We start from the raw sequence: 19,319 nt of genomic DNA, 5'->3' as shown, positions 1-19,319 counted from the left end.
CACGTGTGACGACACAGGCGCCCTTGCCGGGCGCCCAGGGGGTGTCGTCCGGATCAGTCCGGCGTCGCGGGGTCTGGCACGCACATCTGCGGTTGCCGTCGGACACCGGCCCGGGCCTCTGTCGTAGCGGACCCCGTTGCCGTACGACAGGAGGCCCAACGCGTCGGTGAGCGGGCGCAGTTCGGGGCTGTACGAGCCCGTGCTCACCTCGCTGAGCACCACGCCGGACTCCCAGGCGAGCCCCCCATCACCCACACCACGCCCCCCTCGACGTCCTTGAAGTTGGGCTCGGCATCGTCCCCGAGAGCCGGGGCACATCCAGGACACATCCGCCAACCACCTTGGATTGGGCGGGAGTTGAAGGTGGGATGGGAGATGCATGGAGCGAGACATCGACACCGGGAGCGCGCACTCCGCGCGGATCTACGACTACATCATCGGCGGGACGGACCACTACCCGGCGGACCGCGAGGCGGGCGACGCCATGGTCCGTGAGTGGCCCGCGCTGCCGGTGCACATGCGGGCCAACCGCGACTTCATGAACCGGGCCGTACGCCATCTCGCCGAGGAGGCGGGGACACGGCAGTTCCTCGACATCGGCTCCGGCATCCCGACCTCCCCCAACATCCACGAGATCGCCCAGTCGGTGTCCCCGGACTCGCGGGTGGTGTACGTCGACAACGACCCGCTCGTCCTGCGCCTGTCCCGGGGGCTGCTCAACAGCACGCCCGAGGGCCGGACTTCGTACGTCGAGGCCGACATGCGGGAGCCGGCGGCCATCCTGGAGGCGCCCGAGCTGCGCGCGACGCTCGATCCGACGCGGCCGGTGGCGCTGCTGGTGATCGCGATCGTGCACTTCATGACGGACGAGGACGACGCCGTCGGCATCGTGCGCCGGCTCCTCGACCCGCTGCCGTCCGGGAGCCACCTCGCGATGTCCATCGGCACCGCCGAGTTCGCCCCGGACGAGGTCGGCCGGGTGGCCCGGGAGTACGCGGCGCGCGGGATGCCGATGCGGCTGCGGACCCGCGCCGAGGCCGAGGAGTTCTTCACCGGCCTGGAGCTGGTGGAGCCGGGCGTCGTCCAGGTGCACAAGTGGCGTCCGGACGGCACCGGTACGGAAGTGGTCCGGGACGAGGACGTCGCGATGTACGGCGTGGTGGCACGCAAGCCGTGACGGGAGCCGAGGTGCACCCGTCGCCGGCGCAACCCCGCTACCGCCCCCTCGATGTGCCCGCAGACGTGAAGATCATTACGATGCGGAACCGAGAAGTCGCTACAAGGGGCTGATCACTTGACTACCGGCGGTCACACGCGGTTGGCTCCTGGCCAGTGAAAGTACAACCGGCCGGCGCTCCCGTGTCTCGGCCGCCCTTTCGCGATCCGCCTGCTCGGCCGCACAGCGAGGTGCCGCACACCATGACCACTCCTCCCCCACCTCGGGCTTCCTCCAGATCCGTGCGCTTGGCCGCCCTCCTCTCCGTCCCCCTTCTGCTGCTCGTCGGCTGCTCCGGTTCCGGCGGCGACTCCCGTCTCGACTCGGGTACGGGCGCGGCGAAGGGCGCGGGCGCCGCCCGGCTGAAGATCGCCCTGATCACCCACTCGGGCAAGGACGACGCCTTCTGGGAGCTCGTGCAGAAGGGCGCCGAGGCCGCCGCCGCCAAGGACGGTGTCGAGCTGACGTACGCGAACGACCCGGACCCCACCAAGCAGGCCCAGTTGGTGCGGGACGCCATCGGCGACCGAGTCGACGGCATCGCGGTCACGCTGGCCAAGCCGGCCGCGATGAAGGCTCCGGTGGCCGCGGCCCGCGCGGCGGGCATCCCCGTCGTGGGCCTCAACTCCGGTATCGACGCCTGGAAGTCGCAGGGCGTCCTGGAGTACTTCGGCCAGGACGAGAGCGTCGCCGGCACGGCCGTCGGGAACAAGCTGAACGAACTCAAGGCCAAGCACGCGCTGTGCGTCATCCACGAGCGGGGCAACGTCGCCCTGGAGGCACGCTGTGCCGGCGTGAAGAAGACGTTCGGCGGCAGGACCGAGAACCTCTACGTGGAGGGCACCGATCCCGAGGCCGTGGACACCGCGCTCACGGCCCAGCTGCGCCAGAACCCGAGCATCGACGAAGTCGTCACCAACGGCGCGCAGTTCGCGCTGGACGCCGTCGAGTCGGTGCGAGCGTCCGGCAGCAAGGCCCAGGTCGCCACGTTCGATCTCAGCAACGACCTGGTCAAGGCGATCCGCGACGGCGACGTACAGTTCGCGGTGGACCAGCAGCCGTACCTCCAGGGCTACCTCGCGGTGGACGCGCTGTGGCTGTACCGGACCAACGGCAACATCAGCGGGGGCGGTGTGGCCCCGGTGCTGACCGGGCCCGCGTTCGTCACCCGGACGAACGTCGCGACGGTCGCGAAGTTCGCCGCAGCCGGGACCCGTTGACCCTTCCCAGGAGAACCACTCCCCCTGACCGCCCAAGGACGACCATGCCCGACCGGAAAGGTGCCCGGCGCCGCCTCGGCTCCATACGTCTCTCCCTCATCCTGCTGGCGCTGGTGCCCAGTGTCACCCTCGCCGCGATGTGGGGCGTGACGACCACGCAGATGTTCTCGGAGGGGCTCAGGCTGCGCTCGCAGACCGAGCTGAGCAGGTCCACCGGTGCGATGGGCACCGAGGCCACGCTCGCGCTCCAGGGCGAACGCGCCGTGTCCGCGGCCTGGTTGGCCAAGGTGCCCGGCTCCCGGGCCGCGCTGGACGAGAAGCGCGCGGCGACGGACAAGGCGGTCGCCAAGCTCGTCGGCCGCTCCGACGAGATCCAGCGGGCGCCCTCGCGCATCGCCGACCAGCTGTACTCGGTGCTCGGTTCGGTGGGCAGCCTGGAGTACTACCGCGACCAGGTGGACAACCCCACCGACATCACCGCCGAGCAGGCGCTGGACCAGTACACGGCGGTCATCGACGACCAGATCCATGCCTTCCAGCAGCTCTCCCAGGTCGACGACGGCGACCTCACCTCGCAGGCCGGGCCGCTGGTCGCCCTGGAGCACGCGGCGGAGCTGACGTCCCAGGAGGACGTACGGCTCACCCTGGCCTGGCCGTCCGGTCATCTCGACGAGAAGGCCTGGACCGAGTTCGTGCAGCTGGTGAACACCCGGCGCTGGCTCGTCGAGGACCAGATCGTGCCCGCGCTCAGCGGCACCGCGAAGGCCGAGACCGAGAGCATCCTGGCGAGCCGGGACTGGCAGACCCTGCTGTCCGTCGAGGACCAGGTGCTCGCCGCGCAGCCCGCCGCCGGCACCGGGCAGGCCGCGCTGCCGGACCTGCGCAAGCAGTGGGCGGCGGCCATGGACAAGGTGTCCGTGCGCTACAGCGCCCTCATCCGGCAGCAGACCGCGGCCCTGCTGACCCGCAGCGCGGACAAGGCGCACGAGCAGCTGGTGACGGCCGCGTCCCTCAGCGCCGGCGGGCTGATCGCGCTGCTGCTGTGCCTGGTCATGTCCTGGCGGATCACCCGCTCGCTGTCCCGGCGGCTGCGCGGTCTGCGGGAGGCCACGCTGAGCCTCGCGCAGGAGCGGCTGCCCGATGTGGTGGACCGCCTTGAGCGGGGCGAGAAGGTCGATGTGGACCGGGCCGCACCGGAGTTGGACTACGGCTCGGACGAACTCGGCCAGGTGGCCAAGGCGTTCAACACGGCACAGCGCACCGCTGTGGTGACCGCCGTCGAACTCGCCGACACCCGGCGGGGCTTCGAGAAGGTGATCCTCGGGATCGCGCGCCAGAGCCAGAACCTGGTGAACCTCCAGCTGAGCCGTCTCGACACCCTGGAGCGCGAGCACCAGGACCCGGACGTCCTCGCCGGGCTCTACGAACTCGACTCCACGGCGAGCCAGTTGCGGCGGTACGAGGAGAACCTGGTCATCATCAGCGGCGGGCAGCCGCGGCGCAGCTGGACCGAGCCGGTGGCGCTGGCCGACATCCTGCGCAGCGCGGTGGGCGAGGTCGCCGAGTACCAGCGGGTCGAGGTGCACACCGAGGAGGAGGTCTGCCTGGCCCCGCCCGCGGTCGCGGACGTGATCCACCTCCTGGCCGAGCTGATCGAGAACGCCACGCTGTACTCGCCCGCGCCGAGCCCCGTCGGCGTGCGGGCCGCGCTGGTCGCCAAGGGGCTCGCCGTCGAGGTCGAGGACCGGGGCCTCGGCATGTCGGAGGACGAGTACGCCTCCTTCAACGCCCACTTGGCACAGGCGCCGAAGTTCGACGTGGTCGCCCTCGCCGACGACCTCCGCCTCGGCATGTTCGTCATCGCCCGCCTCGCCAACCGCCACGGCATCCAGGTGACGCTGCGGTCCTCGCCGTTCGGGGGGACCACGGCGATCGTGCTGATACCGCACGAGGTCGTCGTACGGGAGGAGGACGGGCCGGAGGAGACGCCGGAGGACACGGCGGCGGGTGCGGACGGGGGTGAGGCTCCCTCGGCCCCAGAATCACGCAAGGACGGCGCACGCGTTCCGGCAGGCACGGGACTCAGAGCCGGAGCACGCGGATCGACAGGTACGACGGGCCCGGCGGAGCCCGTGGCGAAGGGCGACCCGGCAGCGGCCGACGCCTCCGCAGCCGACGCGCCCAGCACGCCAGACCCGGCAGATCCCGCAGATCCCGCAGATCCCGCAGATCCCGCAGATCCCGCAGATCCCGCAGATCCCGCAGATCCCGCAGATCAGGCCTCCCCACCGACCACACCCGCCACCCCCCGCCCTCGCCCCCTCCCACAACGCCAAAGCACCACCACCCCCCGCCCCGGCGGACTCACCCCCCTCCCCCGGCGCGTGCCGCAGACCAGTCTGGCCGTGGAGCTGCGTGAGGAGGCTTCGGCGGTCGGTGAGGCGGAGGACGTCGACGAGTTCACGGCGGACCACGCGGCCTCCTCGCTGGCCGGCTTCCAGCGCGGCACCCTCCGGGCCCGGGACGAGGAGGACCTCGTCGACGTACGGGAGTGCCCGGGCGAGGAGTCCGACGGGCTCGAAGAACCGAAGAGCACCGCGGCAGCGCCCCTCACCGACAAGGACGGTCTGCCCCAAGCGCCGGAGAACCCCCTCAGCCCCCCAGGAGGAACGGCACCCGCCGACGAGGACGGCCGGCCCGACCCGGACGCCGCCGGCACCGCCTCCCCCGGCACCGACGGGACCCCCGGAACCCCCCGGTCCCGCGCTGTCGCCGCCCGGACTCCCCACCCCGACCGCTCATGAAGGACACCGCCATGACACGCCCCACCCCCGCCACGCACACCCAGCTGGACCAGCTGCTCACCGGACTCGTGGAGCGGGTCGCCGACGTGACGCAGGCTGTCGTGCTCTCCGAGGACGGGCTGGTCGTCAGCAAGTCCACCGGGTTCCTGCGCGACGACGCCGAGCGGCTGGCGGCGACCGCGTCCGGGCTGATGAGCCTGAGCAAGGGCGTCAGCATGGACTTCCGCGGCGGCCCGGTGCGCCAGGCGCTCATCGAGATGGCCAACAGCTTCCTGGTCCTCACCTCGGCCGGACCCGGCGCCCACCTCGTCGTCCTCACGGGACCGAACGCCGACGTCGGCGTGGTGGCGTACCAGATGAACATGCTGGTGAAGAAGATCGGCGAGCACCTCAGCGCGGCGCCACGGGCCGGCATCGGCCCCACCGGCGGATGAGGTGACCGACAGCGACGCGGCGGGCCGCCTGGTACGACCGTTCGCCCTGACCGGCGGACGGACCCGGCCCAGCCGTGCCGACTTCACCCTCATCACCACGGTGACCGCGGTGGACCCGCCCCCGGACCGGGCCCCGAGGCCACAGCCCGAACAGACCCGCATCCTGCGCCGGTGCGCCCGCCCGGTCGCCGTGGCGGAGCTGGCCGCCCTGCTCGACCTGCCGGTCAGCGTGGTCGTGATCATGCTGTGCGACCTCCTGGAGGCCGGGCTGATCACCGCGCATCCCCCGCGCCCCGTCTCGCCCCGCTCCCCGGACCTGGACCTGTTGCAGAAAGTGAGGGAAGGCCTTGGCCGGCTCTGAAACGCTCGTCACCGAGACTGCTGAGACTCCCGCCCCGCCCGACACCGTGAAGATCCTGATCGCCGGGGGCTTCGGCGTCGGCAAGACCACCATGGTCGGATCGGTCAGCGAGATCGCCCCGCTGCGCACCGAGGAACCGCTCTCGATGGCGGGCCTGGGCATCGACGACCTCGCGGGGATCGAGCAGAAGCGCGCCACCACGGTGGCCATGGACTTCGGCCGGATCACGATCAGCGACGAGCTGGTGCTCTATCTGTTCGGCACCCCGGGCCAGCAGCGTTTCTGGTTCATGTGGAACGACCTCGCCGTCGGCGCCCTCGGCACCGCCGTCCTCATCGACGTCCGCCGCCCGGAGGCCAGCTTCGCCGCCGTGGACTTCTTCGAACGCCGGCGCATCCCCTTCGTGGTCGCGGTGAACGGCTTCGACGGCCAACACCCCTACCCGCCCGAGGAGATCAGGGAGTCCCTGGCCCTCCCTGAGGGCGTGCCGGTGGTCCTGTGCGACGCCCGCAGGCGCGAGTCGTCCCGGGACGTGCTGATCGCCCTCCTGGACCTGCTGATCGCCGCGGCGGTCGAGGACTAGGACGCCGGTGCTCACTCGTCGGGTCCGGTCAACTCCCTGTCCGAGGAAGGGATCAGCCGGGCCCTGAGGTCCGGTGTCTCCCCGCCGGAAGCGTCGTCGAAGGGGAACATCGGCCTGCGGATACGGTGATGACCGAGCCGTGGCAGGTCCTGGTCGACGCCGCCCGGGGTGAGCGCCGTCTTCCAGTCGGCGGCCATCGCGAACAGCCCGGGCTCCAGACAACCGGTCCTCACGATCACGACGTCCGCCGCGCGCGGCTCCAACTCCAGGTCGGTGACGTCGTGTTCACAGTGATACGGCTTCCTCGGCCGCGTCAGGATCACGTGCACGGTCCCGACCCGCAGCACCACCTCGGTCCCGGCGTGCCGGTCGTCGACCACGGCGTCCGCACCGGCCCGCACGGCCGTGTCCACGGCGGCCGGGCCCGGCAGTGAGGCGTAGGACGACCACGGGACCGCCCAGGCCCTTGAACTCCGTTCGGGCCAGCACCTGTTGGAGCCCCCGCATGACATCCGGTGCCGTACTGGGAGACGGTTCCAGCCCGGCATCCGCGCGGGCAGCGTCACCAGGCCCATGGCCACATCGACCGGGCCGGTACGCCGAACCGACCGGCCGCACGGCCACAGCCCGGGAGATCGCCGCAACAGCCGGCCCACCCGCCCGCACGGTCTACGAGACCGCCGTGACCCGGGAACTGAGGACGGCCCCGCGGTGACCGACCGGATGACCGGCGCGGACGCACCCGCGCCGGTCGTCGGTCAGGTTCAGCCGAGCCCGTTCGCCTTCAGCCAGGCCTTCGCCACGTCCAGCGGGTCCTTGTTCTCCAGCTGGACCTTGGAGTCCATGTCGAGGAGGGCCGCCGTGTCGAGCTTGGCGGAGACCGCGTTGAGGGCGGCGACGCCCTCCGAGGAGAGGCCCGACTTGTAGACCAGCGGGGTCACATTGGCGAAGCCGAAGAGGTTCTTCGGGTCCTTGAGGACGACGAACTTCTCCTTGGTGATGGTGGGGTCGGTCGTGAAGATGTCCGCGGCCTGCACGGTGTTCTTCGTGAGCGCCGCCTGCGTCAGCGCGCCGCCCGCGTCGAGCGCCTTGAAGGACTTGAACTTCAGGCCGTACTCCGACTCCAGGCCGAGCAGACCCTGCTGCCGGGTCTGGAACTCGGGCGAGCCGCCGATGACCATCTCGGGCGCGATGTCCTTGAGGTCCGCGAGGGTGGACTCGGCGGTCAGGCTGTACTTCTTCGCGGTGTCCGCGTTGATCGTGACCGAGTCCTTGTCCTCCGCGGGCGCCGAGTCGAGGAGCGTGAGCTTGGCGTCGAGCTTGGTCTTGACCGCGGTGTTCACCGCCTCGGTCGACTCCTGCGGCGCGTCCTTGTCGAGGTAGGCCAGCAGCGAGCCGTTGTACTCGGGCAGCACCGTGATGGAGCCGTTCTTCAGCAGACCGTAGGTGGTCTCGCGGCTGCCTATGTTGGGCTTGTAGGTGACCTTGATGCCCTTGGCCTTCAGCGCCTCGCCGTAGATGTCGGCGATCAGGGTGCTCTCGGCGAAGTTGTTGGAGCCGACGACGACGGTGTCGCCGCTCGCGGCCGCCGTGTCCTCGGACAGCGGGTCGGAGGTGTCGTCGGAGGACCCGCATCCCGCAAGCAGGACCGTGGCGGCGGCGAGCGCGACGGCGGCCACGCCGGGGTTGTTCCTGATGGACCTGCGGTGTGCGGCGGTAGAAGTCACGATTCCCGTTCCGGACTCAGGGGATTCAGAGGTGTTCAAGGGGGGAAGCCCTTGCACTGATCCAATCCAGCCTGTTCTGGCGCAGTCAAGACCGGCCTGGTCACAATTGGCTTCAATCCGTGGTCTGTTGTGAAGGAAGCGCGAAACCGGCGCGCCGGGCGCCGACAGGTTGTAACGGATTCTTGACTGAGGGCGGCGGGAAGCGCTGTCCGAAGAGGCTGTAGTCTCGCCGAAGTTGGCGCCGGTCACACAGGCGTGCAGGAGCCACTCAGGTGTCCAATGCACCGTCCCGTAGCGATCAGAATCGGTCATGCGCGTCCTCGCGCGCCGGCCGAGACACCCACGAAGGAGGGCTGGTGTCCACGAACGAGGTGGGCGCGTCCACCCCGTCGGCATCGTCGCCGACTGCGGGCAGCAAACGCGGCATACGGGGCATCCGGGACTTCGCCGAGCGCTGGCCCTTCCGGCGCAAGCTCAACATCCTGGTGGGCGTACCGCTCGCGGTGGTCGCCGTGCTGCTGGCCTACCTCTTCGCCGACCAGGTCGGCCAGTCCCGGGACGCCTCGCAGGCCGCCCAGCTGGTGCGGGACAGCGCCCAGGTCGCCCGGCTCGTGGGGCAGTTGGAGGCCGAGCACCAGCAGGCCGTGCTGCTCTCGGTGCGCCACCAGTCCAGCTGGGACGGCGGCACCCCCTCGCAGACCGCCTACCGCGAGGCCCAGCTCGCCGTCGACGACCAGGTCGAGAAGGTGCGCGCGACCTTCGGCGGCCGGCTGCCGGCCGAGGAGGCCCAGGCCCTCCGCGAGGTCAACGGCCTGGAGGACCTGCGCAACACCATCGAGAAGGCCTATCTGCCGGCCGACAACATCGACCCGGCCTACGGCGACGCCGCCAAGGGCCTGATCGACGGCCTCGGCCTGGACCGCAACCCGGCCCTCGCCGCCACCTTCACCGGCAACCTCCTCGACTCGCTGCTGCGCGCCGACGCCGCGCACGGCTCCTTCGAGACCGGTGTGTTCTCCGCGACGACCGGCGACTCGAACGCGCTCATCGAGCTGATCGGCGCGATCGGCTCCTACGACGAGTACACCCACCAGGTCGAGCGCTTCGGCCGGTTCGCCACCCCGGCGCAGGCCGAGGAGCTCGGCGACATCGAGCACAACAGCGCTCAGGCGACGATCGCCCGGCAGTACGCCGAGCTCCAGATCGACCCCAGCTCGCTCCAGGCGGACACGAACGCCGAGATCAAGACGGCGTTCGAGGCGGCGCTCAACTCCTACCCGGACTACCGCACCCAGGCGCAGACCCGGCTGAAGACCACCACCTCGCTCATCGACCAGATCGCCGACCGGGCCGACACCGCCTCCGAGGACGCCAAGTGGAACGCCGTCTGGCTGCTCAACGGCGCCGCCCTCGGCTTCCTGCTCTGGCTCGCCTTCTCGGTCGCCGTACGACGCTCGGTGGTGCGCCCGGTGCAGGCCCTGACCGGTGCCGCCCGGGAGGTCGCCGAGGTGGCGGGCCGTGAGCTCGCCCGGGTGGCCGACGACGACACCGAGGACGCCGGTCCGCCGCGACTTCAGGCGATGCCGGTCACCGCGAAGGACGAGATCGGCGACCTGGCCGACGTGTTCAACCAGGTGCAGACCACCGCGGTCGCGCTCCTCGAACGCCAGGTGCTCAGCCGCCGCAACGTCGCCGAGATGTTCGGCAACGTCGGCCGCCGGGTCAGCAACCTCACCACCCGCCAGCTCGCGCTCATCGACGCGGTGGAGCGCGGCGAGACCGACCCGGCGCTCCTCGAACGCCTCTACTCCATCGACCACATCGCGGTCCGCCTGCGCCGCAACGCCGACAGCCTGATGCTGCTCGCCGGCATCCGCGAGACCGTCCTCGACTCCGGTCCGCTGGCCCTCACCAACGTCGTGCGGGCCGCGCTCGGCCAGATCGAGGGCTTCCAGCGGGTCGCGCTGCACGCCGGCACCGAGGTCATGGTCGAGCCCGACATCATCGGCGACCTCACGCTGATGGTGGCCGAACTCGTCGAGAACGCCGTGTCGTTCTCGCCCGCCGGCAGCCCCGTCGAGGTCACGGTCAAGGACAGCCACGAGGGCGCCCTGGTGGTCATCTCCGACCACGGCCTCGGCATGAGCCCGGAGCGCCTGGAGGAGGAGAACGCCCGCCTCATCCGCCGCGAGCGCCTCGACGTCGTACCGACCAAGGTCCTCGGCCTGTTCGTGGTCGGCACCCTGGCCCGCCGCTGGGACGTGGCCGTGGTCCTCTCCCGCACCCCCGGCGGCGGCGTGACGGCCGAGGTCACCATCCCCACCTCCCTGCTCCTGACGATGAGCCCGGTGACGGTCGCGGCCGCCCAGCCCCGTACCCTCGCGGCCCCGGAGACACCCCGCACCCCGGCTCCGGCCCCCACCCCGAGGGTTACGGCCGTACAGCCCGAGTCCGGCCAGGAGGCAGCCGTAGACGAACCGGCCCGGCACACCGACGCCGCCGAGCCCGGCGTCCCGGGGACCGCGGGCGCCGATCCCGCCCCGCTCCCGCGCCGGGTCCCGCAGCGCGACGCGGACGCCCCGGAGCCCGAAGTCCCGTCCGCCACCACGCCGTTCATCCCGAAGGCCCGCGCCGGTGAGGCCTCCGGCGCCGGGGACGACGGCGACGGCCCCCGTCCGCTGCGGCGCCGCGTCCGGGGTGCCACGCTGCGCACCACCCTCGGCCCCGACGCCGTGCAGAAGGCGGCCCCGTCGCGCCCCGCGGACGCGGAGGCCGTGCGGGACGCCCTCGACGAGTTCGAGGCGGCCGTGGAGCGCGCCCACCGGGACAGCGACACCGGCAGCCACACCCGACCGGCCCTCAGGGACGCCGTGGAAACCCACCAGACCGCATCCAACCCCCCGCACGACCAGAACCACTCCCCGGAAGGAGCGGAGCAGTGAGCACGTCCACAGGTGACACTCCGGCGGGAGGCGCCACGCCGGCCGATCTCCAGGCCGCCGCAGCCGACTTCACATGGCTGCTGAACCGTTTCGCGACGGAGACCGCGGGCGTCGTCGACGCCATCGCGGTGTCCTCCGACGGACTGCTCATCGCGGTGTCGGAGCTGCGCGAGCACGCGGACTCCGAACGCCTCGCCGCGATCGTCTCCGGCATCACCAGCCTGGCCGCCGGCGCCTCCGGCAACTACGGCCTGGGCGGCCTCAACAAGGTCATCATCGACCTGGAGGGCGGCCATGTGCTGGTCTCCGCGATCGGCAGCGGCGCCGTCCTCGGTGTCGTCACCGACAAGGAGGCCAAGCTGGGCAACATCGCCTACGAGATGACGCTGTTCGCGAACCGGGCAGGGACCGCGCTCAGCCCGCAGCTCGTGCTCGAACTGAAGAACAGCGTCGGCGCCACGTCGAAGCGCTGACCGAGGAGGAAGCGCAGTCATGGCCGACGGCAGTACGCCCCCGGGCGCCGATCCGGGTGGTCCCGTGCCCGCCGTACGGCCGTTCCTGGTCACCGCCGGCCGGGTGGCGCCCGACCCCTCGGGCCGGACGATGCCCGTCGAGACCCAGGTGGTGGCCACCGCCGCCGGGCTCGCGGTGCTCGACCGGCTCGCCTTCGAACAGCACGACATCGTCGCCGCCTGCCGGATCCCGCAGTCCATCGCGGAGCTCGCGGCCCGGCTGCGGCTGCATCTGAACGTGGTGCGCATCCTCGCCGAGGACCTGCGCACGGCGGGGCAGCTGACGGTGCACGTGCCCGACTCCGGCGTCACCCACGACGCCTCCGTCCTGCGCAGGCTGATCGACGGCCTGCGCGCCATCCCCGACTCCCGAGGGGTACTCCGTGACACCGACTGAACCGGCCACCCGGCCCTCGGCCGCGCAGTCCGCCGCCGTACGACCGCCGCTGCCGGTCAAGATGGTGATCGCGGGCGGTTTCGGGGTGGGCAAGACCACCGCGGTCGGCTCGATCTCCGAGATCGAGCCGCTGACCACCGAGGCCGCCATCACCGAGGTCGCCGCCGGTGTGGACGACCTCAGCCACACCCCGCGCAAGACCACGACCACGGTCGCGATGGACTTCGGCTGCATCACCGTCGATCCGACCCTGAAGCTCTACCTGTTCGGCACGCCCGGGCAGGAGCGGTTCGGGTTCATGTGGGACGACATCGTCGAGGGCGCGCTCGGCGGCCTGGTCATCGTCGACACCCGGCGCCTCGACGACTGCTACGCCGCGGTCGACTACTTCGAGCACAAGCAGATCCCGTTCGCGGTGGCCGTGAACGCCTTCGACGGCAAGGTCGAGCACACCATGGACGAGGTCCGCTGGGCGCTCGACGTCAACGAACGCGTGCCGGTGCTCGTCTTCGACGCGCGGGAGCGGGGTTCGGTGCGCGACGCGCTGCTGGTGGTGCTGGAACAGGCGCTGGCCCGCACCCAGGGCTGACGGCGGACCGCGAGCCGAGAATCAGAGGCGGGACCGAAGGGCCGGGGGAACTCCCCCGGCCCTTCGGCTAGTTGCTCCTGAGCACCCCGCGCGACACGGTGAGCCGGGTGATCCCCCAGAACACCGCGAGCGTCGCGAGCGCCATCAGGGCGACCAGGGTGGCGCCGCCGACGACCTTCTCGTAGTTGCGCTGGTAGAGGCCGTCGACGATGTACCGGCCGAGTCCGCCGAGCGAGACGTACGCCGCGATGGTCGCGGTGGAGACGATCTGGATGGCCGCCGAGCGCAGCCCGCCGAGGATCAGCGGCAGGGCCACCGGGAGTTCGACCCTGAGCAGGATCTCCGCCTCGTGCATCCCCATGCCCCGCGCGGCGTCCACCGGGGACGGGTCGACCGAGCGCATCGCCTCGTAGGTGGTGACGAGGATCGGCGGCACGGCGAGGACGACCAGCGGGATCATCACGTTCACGAGCCCGAACCCGAGGGACAGGGTCATCAGCACCAGCAGACCGAAGGTGGGCAGCGCCCGCCCCGCGGTCGCGATCAGGGAGAGCGCGTTGCCGCCGCGCCCGTAGTGCCCGGTGACCAGGCCGACCGGCAGCCCGATCACGGCGGCCAGGGCGAGCGCCTCCAGGGTGTACTGGATGTGCTCGCCGACGCGCGTGGGGATGCCGTCGTAGCCCTGCCAGTGGGCGCTGTCGCTGAAGAAGTTGTTGATGAAGTTGAGGATGTTCACCGGGCCGTGTCCTCCAGGGCGAGGGCGGCCGGGTCGGGCCGGCCCGCCTTCGGTTTCGACTGCGCCCGGCGCGGCATCCAGGGCGTCAGCAGCAGCCGCAGGGCGACCAGCAGACCGTCGACGAGGAGCGCCAGGACGGCCATGGTGAGCACGGCGTTCCAGGCGAGTTCGGGCCGGTTGTAGACGGTGGCGTCGTTGAGCAGGTTGCCCAGCGCGCCCTGGTTGCCGATGAGGGCGCCGACGCTGACCAGGCTGATGCTGGACACGGTGGCGACCCGGAGCCCCGCGATGATGGCGGGCACGGCGATCGGCAACTGGACCTGGACGTAACGGCGTACGGCCCCGAAGCCCATCGCGGTGGCCGCCGCGAGGGTCTCCTGCGGCACCGAGCGGACGCCGTCGACGATCGCCGGGACCAGGATGACCAGGGTGTAGACGGTGAGCGGGATCATCACCGTGAGTTCGGTCTGGCCGGTGTAGTCGATGAGGACCACGAAGAAGGCCAGCGACGGGATGGCGTACAGCACGGTCGTCACCCACAGCACCGGCGGGTACAGCCACCGGAAGCGCACGCACAGCTGGGACAGCGGCAGGGCGATCACCAGCCCGGCGAGGACCGGCAGCAGGGCCTCCCTCAGGTGCAGGCCGACCAGGCCCAGCCAGCTGTGCTGGAGGTCGCTGGGGATGTCGAAGAAGCCGTTCATCCGGCGGCCTTGGAGTCGGTGGCCGGGGAGTCCGTGGCTGTCGACTCCTTTGCCGTCGAGTCCGTGCGGCCCTCCGCGTGGGCCCCGCGGATCGCCTCGCCGATGGCCTGCTGGGAGACCACCCCGGCCACCCGCCCGTCGGCGTCGACCCCGACGGCCCACCCGGTGGGCGAGAGTACCGCGCAGTCGAGCGCGGCCCGCAGCGAGTCGGTACCGGCGGTGAACGGCCTTCCGTACGGCAGGAGTTGTCCGGTGTCGACGCTTCCGGCGGTCAGGTGCCCCGGTTCGCTCCACCCGAGGGGCCGGCCCGCCACGTCGGTCACCAGGAGGTAGGGGGCGTCGGCGGTGGCCCGGCCCGCGATCTGCTCGGCGGTGGCGTCGACCGCGACCACCGGTGCGGTGAGCAGCCTGAGTCCGGCGGAGGAGAAGAAGGAGAGCCGCCGGATGCCCCGGTCGGTGCCGAGGAAGTCCTCGACGAACGCGTCGGCGGGGTCGGACAGCAGCTCGGCGGGCGGGGCGTACTGGGCGAGCTTGCCGCCGGTGCGCATCACGGCGACCATGGTGCCGAGCTTGACGGCCTCGTCGATGTCATGCGTGACGAAGACGATGGTCTTGCCCAACTCCTCCTGGATGCGCAGGAGTTCGTCTTGAAGCCCCTTGCGCACGACCGGGTCTACGGCCGAGAAGGGCTCGTCCATCAGCAGCACCGGCGGGTCGGCGGCGAGCGCCCGCGCGACCCCGACGCGCTGCTGCTGGCCGCCGGAGAGCTGATAGGGGTACCGCTTGGCGAGCGAGCCGTCGAGCCCGACCCGGTCCATCAACTCCCGTGCCCGGGCACGGGCCTTGTCCTTGCCCCAGCCCAGCATCCGGGGCACGGTCGCGATGTTGTCGACGATCGTGCGGTGCTGGAAGAGCCCGGCGTTCTGGATGACGTAACCCATGGACCGGCGCAGGGTGTTGACCGACTGCTGCCTGCTGTCCTTGCCGTCGATGAGGATGGTGCCCTCGCTGGGCTCGACCATCCGGTTGATCATGCGCAGGGTCGTCGTCTTGCCGCAGCCCGAGGGCCCGACGAGGACGGTGATCGAGCGGTCGGGTATCTCCAGCGAGAGCCGGTCCACCGCCACCGTGCCGTCCGGGTACCGCTTGGTGACTGAATCTATCCGTATCAAAGCGCCGAATACCCTTCGGGTGTGGGGCTGTCCGGCAGAGTCTAGACCGCTTGTATTACGGCTCTTCACCGGCCGCTTCCTGGCATTCCGACAGGGCTCCACTGTGCGCTTCCTGTGAGTCCGCTGATTCTCACTCCTCCCTCAGAAGCCGCTCAGGGATCCCCCAGACAGGGCCCGGATCGTCGCTGCCATGAACGAAACGAACGCGGGAGGCGTCCGGCGCCGGTCGGTCGAGATCGTGGTGCCGGTGTACAACGAGGCGCACGTCCTCGCCGGCAGTGTCGGCCGTCTCCACGCATACTTCGAAGAGTCCTTCCCGTTCCCGTTCCGCATCACGGTCGCGGACAACGCGAGCACCGACGCCACCTGGCACGAGGCGACGGAGCTGACGCTCCGGCTGCCCCATGTGCACGCGGTGCACCTGCCGGCCAAGGGCCGGGGCCGCGCGCTCAAGGAGGTGTGGAGCGCCTCCACGGCGGATGTCGTCGCCTATATGGACGTCGATCTGTCCACCGGTCTTGAGGGCTTCCTGCCCCTGGTCGCACCGCTGCTTTCCGGCCACAGCGACCTCGCGATCGGCAGCCGGCTGCACCGGCAGGCCGACGTGGTCCGGGGCCCCAAGCGGGAGTTCGTCTCGCGCTCCTACAACCGGCTGCTGAAACTCGGGCTCGCGGCCCGCTTCTCGGACGCGCAGTGCGGCTTCAAGGCCGTGCGCACCGAGGTGTTCCGGGCGCTGGCCCCGCACATCGAGGACACCGCCTGGTTCTTCGACACCGAACTGCTCGTCCTGGCCCAGCGCAACGGGCTGCGCATCCACGAGGTGCCGGTCGACTGGGTCGACGACCCCGACAGCCGGGTCGACATCGTCCGCACCGCCCTCGACGACCTGAGGGGCATGCGCCGGATGCTCCGCGCCACCGTGACCGGCCGTACCCGGGTCGCCGTACCCCGGCGGATCCGCACCTCACGGGTGCCGGCCGCCCGCACGTCCCCCGCAGTCCCCGCCACCGGGGCGAACGCCTCCCTCAAGCACCTGGAGTACGCGTCATGACGACCCTCGCCCCGCCTCCCGCACCGGTCCAGGAGGGCCGGCACCGGGCCTCGGCCCCGCCGGTCTCCCGGGCCAGGAGGCTGCTGACCGGTTCCTCCGACGACCCCCGCTGGGCCCGTCCCGCGCTCTGGGCGATCCTGGTGCTGGCCGTCGCCCTGTACGCCTGGAATCTGTCCTCCGTCACCGGCAACACCTTCTACGACGCGGCCGTGTACTCCGGCACCAAGAGCTGGAAGGCGTTCTTCTTCGGCGCGCTGGACTCCGGCAGCTTCATCACCGTCGACAAACCGCCCTTCGCGCTCTGGGTGATGGGCCTGTCGGCGCGCGTATTCGGCTACGGCACCTGGCAGTTGCTGCTGCCGATGGTCGCGGTCGGCACCGGTTCGGTGGCCCTGCTGTACCGCATGGTGAAGCGGGACTTCGGCGCGGTGGCGGGCACCATCGCCGCGCTGGCGCTCACGCTGACGCCGATCACGGTCGCCATCACCCGGGACACCAACCCCGACCCGGTCCTGGTCTTCCTGATGCTGCTCGGCGCGGCCACGCTGATGAAGGCCGTGCGCACCGGGCGGCTGATGCCGCTGGTGTGGTCGGGGGTCGCGATCGGCTTCGCGTTCAACACGAAGATGATGCAGGCGTACGTCGTCCTGCCCGCGTTCTTCCTGGTCTACCTCTGGGCCGCGCGGACCGGGCTGGGCCGGCGGATCCGCAACCTCGCGGTCGCCACCGTCGCGCTGGTCGTCTCCAGCGCCTGGTGGATGGTGGTCGTCGACCTGATCCCGGCCTCCTCCCGCCCCTACATCGGCGGCTCCACCGACAACACGGTGTGGGACCTCGTCATCGGCTACAACGGCTTCGGCCGGATCTTCGGGGCGAGTTCCTCGGTGGGCTCGCAGGGCAACGGCGCGAGCTTCGGCGGCGAGGCGGGCCTGTACCGGATGTTCAACAGCATCATGGGCGGCCAGATCTCCTGGCTGATCCCCTTCGCGCTCGTCGCGCTGATCGGCGGCCTGGTGCTGCGCGGCCGGGCTCCCCGCACGGACGCCAAGCGGGCGGCGCTGCTGCTGTGGGGCGGCTGGTTCGTCCTGCACTACCTGACCTTCGCACTCGCCGAGGGCACGTTCCACCCGTACTACGTCACCGCCATGGCCCCGGGCATCGCGGCCCTGGCCGGTATCGGCGGGGTGCAGCTGTACCAGGCCTTCAAGGAAGGCGCGGCGGCGAAGTGGGCCTGGGTGCTGCCGGCCGCGATCGCCGTGAGCACGGTGTGGGCGGTCGTCCTGCTCCAGCGGGTCTCCGGCTCGGGCACGGTGTACACGGTCGCCGAGGTGGTGGCCGGGGTCGCCGGTGCCGTCGCGGTGACCGGGCTGCTGCTCGGCCGGTTCACCAAGCGGCAGCGGCTCACGGGCATCGCGGCACTCGCCGCGGTCGTCGCCCTGCTCGCCGGTCCGGCCGCGTACTCGGCCTCGGCGGCGACCTCCAGCACGAACGGCACCAACCCGACGGCCGGTCCGAGCACCGGTGGGATGGGCGGGGGCATGGGCGGCGGCGGGGGCCAGCGTCCGAGCGGCAGCGGTGGGCCGGGCGGCACCAGCAGCACCAGCGGGACGAAGGGCTCCACGAGCGGTTCCACCGACTCCGGTACGCAGTCGACGGGTGAGCCCCCGTCGGGTACGGGAAGCACCGGTGAGTCGAGGTCCGGGCGTACCGCCGGAGGCATGGGCGGCGGCTCCCAGGTCTCCTCCGCGATGATCACGTACCTGAAGAAGAACCAGGACGGCGCCACCTGGCTCGTCGCGGTCGCCACCGACCAGACCGCCTCCTCGATCATCCTGGAGTCCGGTCAGCCGGTGATCTCCATGGGCGGCTGGTCCGGCTCCGACAACGCCATGACCCTCGCCAAGCTGAAGGCCCTCGTGAAGTCCGGCAAGCTGCACTACATCGTCGTCAGCAGCGACGGCGGCCAGAGCACGAACTCCGAGATCTCCACCTGGGTCAAGAAGAACGGCACCGCGGTGAGCGCCTACAGCGGTCTCTACCGCCTGGACGCCTCCGACGTCAGCTGACACCCACGCGGCACAGAGGGCGGGCCGCCGGTGAACACACCGGCGGCCCGCCCTCGTCGTCGTCCGGTCAGGCGGCCGCGGGAGCCGCGGGAAAGCCCGGCGTACGCAGCACCCGCCGCTCGGCGTCCACCGCGAAGACCTCGCAGCCGTCCAGGGAGGCGGCCCAGTCGACGCCCTCGGGGCCGAGCGCGAAGGCCGCGGTGGCGACCGAGTCGGCCTCGGTGAGGGTGGGGGCCACGACCGTCAGGCTCAGCAGGCCGGTAGCCGGGCGGCCGGTGCGGGCGTCGAGGATGTGGTCGCCGCGTTCGTAGCGGGCGGAGGTCGCCACCGCGCCGTCGGTGAGGGAGAGCACCGTGCACAGCTTGTCGGCGTGCTCGGGGTGGCGTACGCCCACCCGCCAGGGGCCGCCGGCGGTGACCACGTCACCGCCGGCGTTGAGGACGAACCGCGTCGCGCCCGCCGAGGCGAGCAGTTCCGCCGCGCGCTGCACCGACCAGCCCTTGACCACCGCGCAGGGGTCGAGACGGCGCCCGGGCGGCCGTACGTCGAAGGCGCCGCCGGTGGCCTGCCGGTAGTGCTCGCACAGGGCGAGGATCTCGCGCAGGTCCGCGCTCAGCTCCTCGGCGGACAGCTCGCCGCGGTCGTACCGCGAGACCTCGCTGTCCTCCTTGAACGGGCTGAACCGGGCGTCGGCCTCGCGCAGCCACGCGAAGACCGCGTCCGCCGCGGACTCGGGGACGTGCTCGTCGTCGACCCGGAGCGAGACCGGGAAGCTCATGACGTGTTCGACGCGGTGCATCCGGGG

General features: G+C 71.3%; 17 protein-coding genes and 1 pseudogene. 12 read left to right on the top strand and 6 right to left on the bottom strand.

Going from position 1 to position 19,319, the window contains the following annotated elements; translation table 11 throughout:
* Window positions 1-379: 379 nt before the first annotated feature.
* From G3I78_RS01985 to G3I78_RS01960, 6 genes are all read left to right on the top strand, one after another.
* Window positions 380-1,177: an SAM-dependent methyltransferase gene (locus G3I78_RS01985; protein ID WP_164420954.1), complete on the top strand. Its 798-nt coding sequence runs from the start codon at window positions 380-382 to the stop codon at window positions 1,175-1,177.
* A 242-nt stretch (window positions 1,178-1,419) separates the two neighbouring features.
* Window positions 1,420-2,436: a substrate-binding domain-containing protein gene (locus tag G3I78_RS01980; protein WP_164420953.1), complete on the top strand. Its 1,017-nt coding sequence runs from the start codon at window positions 1,420-1,422 to the stop codon at window positions 2,434-2,436.
* Window positions 2,437-2,480: 44 nt separating this feature from the next.
* Window positions 2,481-5,240: a nitrate- and nitrite sensing domain-containing protein gene (locus G3I78_RS01975; protein WP_164420952.1), complete on the top strand. Its 2,760-nt coding sequence runs from the start codon at window positions 2,481-2,483 to the stop codon at window positions 5,238-5,240.
* Between the two features lie 11 nt (window positions 5,241-5,251).
* A complete protein-coding gene (locus G3I78_RS01970) occupies window positions 5,252-5,674 on the top strand; it encodes a roadblock/LC7 domain-containing protein (protein WP_007385469.1) in 423 nt (140 codons plus the stop codon).
* 1 nt (window position 5,675) lies between these two features.
* On the top strand, window positions 5,676-6,035 hold the full coding sequence (locus G3I78_RS01965) for a DUF742 domain-containing protein (protein ID WP_164420951.1): 360 nt from the start codon (window positions 5,676-5,678) through the stop codon (window positions 6,033-6,035).
* Complete coding sequence (locus tag G3I78_RS01960; RefSeq protein ID WP_164420950.1) at window positions 6,022-6,618, top strand: ATP/GTP-binding protein; 597 nt, start codon at window positions 6,022-6,024, stop codon at window positions 6,616-6,618. Before G3I78_RS01965 ends, G3I78_RS01960 begins: the two co-directional genes overlap by 14 nt.
* Before the next feature lie 11 nt (window positions 6,619-6,629).
* On the opposite strand, the pseudogene G3I78_RS01955 reads toward G3I78_RS01960, so the two are convergent.
* Together G3I78_RS01955 and G3I78_RS01950 are read right to left on the bottom strand one after the other, a co-directional pair.
* Window positions 6,630-7,137 (bottom strand): annotated as a pseudogene (locus tag G3I78_RS01955) (MlrC C-terminal domain-containing protein); the annotation flags it as partial.
* A 245-nt stretch (window positions 7,138-7,382) separates the two neighbouring features.
* The gene (locus G3I78_RS01950; protein WP_164420949.1) at window positions 7,383-8,345 is read right to left on the bottom strand and encodes an ABC transporter substrate-binding protein; all 963 of its coding nucleotides are present in this window, start codon (window positions 8,343-8,345) and stop codon (window positions 7,383-7,385) included.
* A gap of 356 nt (window positions 8,346-8,701) precedes the next feature.
* Between G3I78_RS01950 and G3I78_RS01945 the strand changes: the two genes are divergently transcribed.
* The 4 genes from G3I78_RS01945 to G3I78_RS01930 are packed head-to-tail and all read left to right on the top strand — an operon-like array spanning window position 8,702 to window position 12,785.
* Window positions 8,702-11,287 (top strand): ATP-binding protein, encoded by a 2,586-nt coding sequence (locus G3I78_RS01945; protein WP_164420948.1) that lies wholly within the window; start codon window positions 8,702-8,704, stop codon window positions 11,285-11,287.
* On the top strand, window positions 11,284-11,760 hold the full coding sequence (locus tag G3I78_RS01940) for a roadblock/LC7 domain-containing protein (protein ID WP_164420947.1): 477 nt from the start codon (window positions 11,284-11,286) through the stop codon (window positions 11,758-11,760). Before G3I78_RS01945 ends, G3I78_RS01940 begins: the two co-directional genes overlap by 4 nt.
* 19 nt (window positions 11,761-11,779) lie before the next feature.
* Complete coding sequence (locus G3I78_RS01935) at window positions 11,780-12,196, top strand: DUF742 domain-containing protein (RefSeq protein WP_164420946.1); 417 nt, start codon at window positions 11,780-11,782, stop codon at window positions 12,194-12,196.
* Window positions 12,183-12,785 carry an ATP/GTP-binding protein gene (locus G3I78_RS01930; RefSeq protein WP_164420945.1) on the top strand — a complete coding sequence of 201 codons (603 nt, stop codon included), beginning with the start codon at window positions 12,183-12,185 and terminating at the stop codon, window positions 12,783-12,785. Before G3I78_RS01935 ends, G3I78_RS01930 begins: the two co-directional genes overlap by 14 nt.
* Before the next feature lie 67 nt (window positions 12,786-12,852).
* Here the strand turns inward: G3I78_RS01930 and G3I78_RS01925 are convergent, their stop codons facing one another.
* Genes G3I78_RS01925 through G3I78_RS01915 form a run of 3 tightly spaced genes read right to left on the bottom strand, consistent with a single transcriptional unit; the run spans window position 12,853 to window position 15,397 of the window.
* On the bottom strand, window positions 12,853-13,521 hold the full coding sequence (locus tag G3I78_RS01925; protein WP_164420944.1) for an ABC transporter permease: 669 nt from the start codon (window positions 13,519-13,521) through the stop codon (window positions 12,853-12,855).
* Window positions 13,518-14,225, bottom strand: coding sequence for an ABC transporter permease subunit (locus tag G3I78_RS01920; RefSeq protein ID WP_164420943.1), 708 nt, complete (start codon window positions 14,223-14,225; stop codon window positions 13,518-13,520). The genes G3I78_RS01925 and G3I78_RS01920 overlap by 4 nt, the downstream gene beginning before the upstream one ends.
* Window positions 14,222-15,397 (bottom strand): ABC transporter ATP-binding protein, encoded by a 1,176-nt coding sequence (locus G3I78_RS01915; protein WP_164420942.1) that lies wholly within the window; start codon window positions 15,395-15,397, stop codon window positions 14,222-14,224. Before G3I78_RS01915 ends, G3I78_RS01920 begins: the two co-directional genes overlap by 4 nt.
* Before the next feature lie 190 nt (window positions 15,398-15,587).
* On the opposite strand from G3I78_RS01915, the gene G3I78_RS01910 reads away from it, so the two are divergent.
* Complete coding sequence (locus G3I78_RS01910) at window positions 15,588-16,448, top strand: dolichyl-phosphate beta-glucosyltransferase (protein WP_164420941.1); 861 nt, start codon at window positions 15,588-15,590, stop codon at window positions 16,446-16,448.
* Window positions 16,445-18,514 (top strand): glycosyltransferase family 39 protein, encoded by a 2,070-nt coding sequence (locus tag G3I78_RS01905; protein WP_164420940.1) that lies wholly within the window; start codon window positions 16,445-16,447, stop codon window positions 18,512-18,514. Before G3I78_RS01910 ends, G3I78_RS01905 begins: the two co-directional genes overlap by 4 nt.
* A 67-nt stretch (window positions 18,515-18,581) precedes the next feature.
* Here G3I78_RS01905 and G3I78_RS01900 read toward each other — a convergent pair whose 3' ends face one another.
* The gene (locus G3I78_RS01900) at window positions 18,582-19,313 is read right to left on the bottom strand and encodes an FAD:protein FMN transferase (RefSeq protein WP_164420939.1); all 732 of its coding nucleotides are present in this window, start codon (window positions 19,311-19,313) and stop codon (window positions 18,582-18,584) included.
* Window positions 19,314-19,319: the final 6 nt, after the last annotated feature.

Origin of the sequence: Streptomyces sp. SID13726, assembly GCF_010548375.1 — a bacterium.
Taxonomy (GTDB): Bacteria; Actinomycetota; Actinomycetes; order Streptomycetales; family Streptomycetaceae; genus Streptomyces.
The sequence above is the reverse complement of the archived record's forward strand: the minus strand, read 5'-3'. Positions and strand labels throughout refer to the sequence as shown.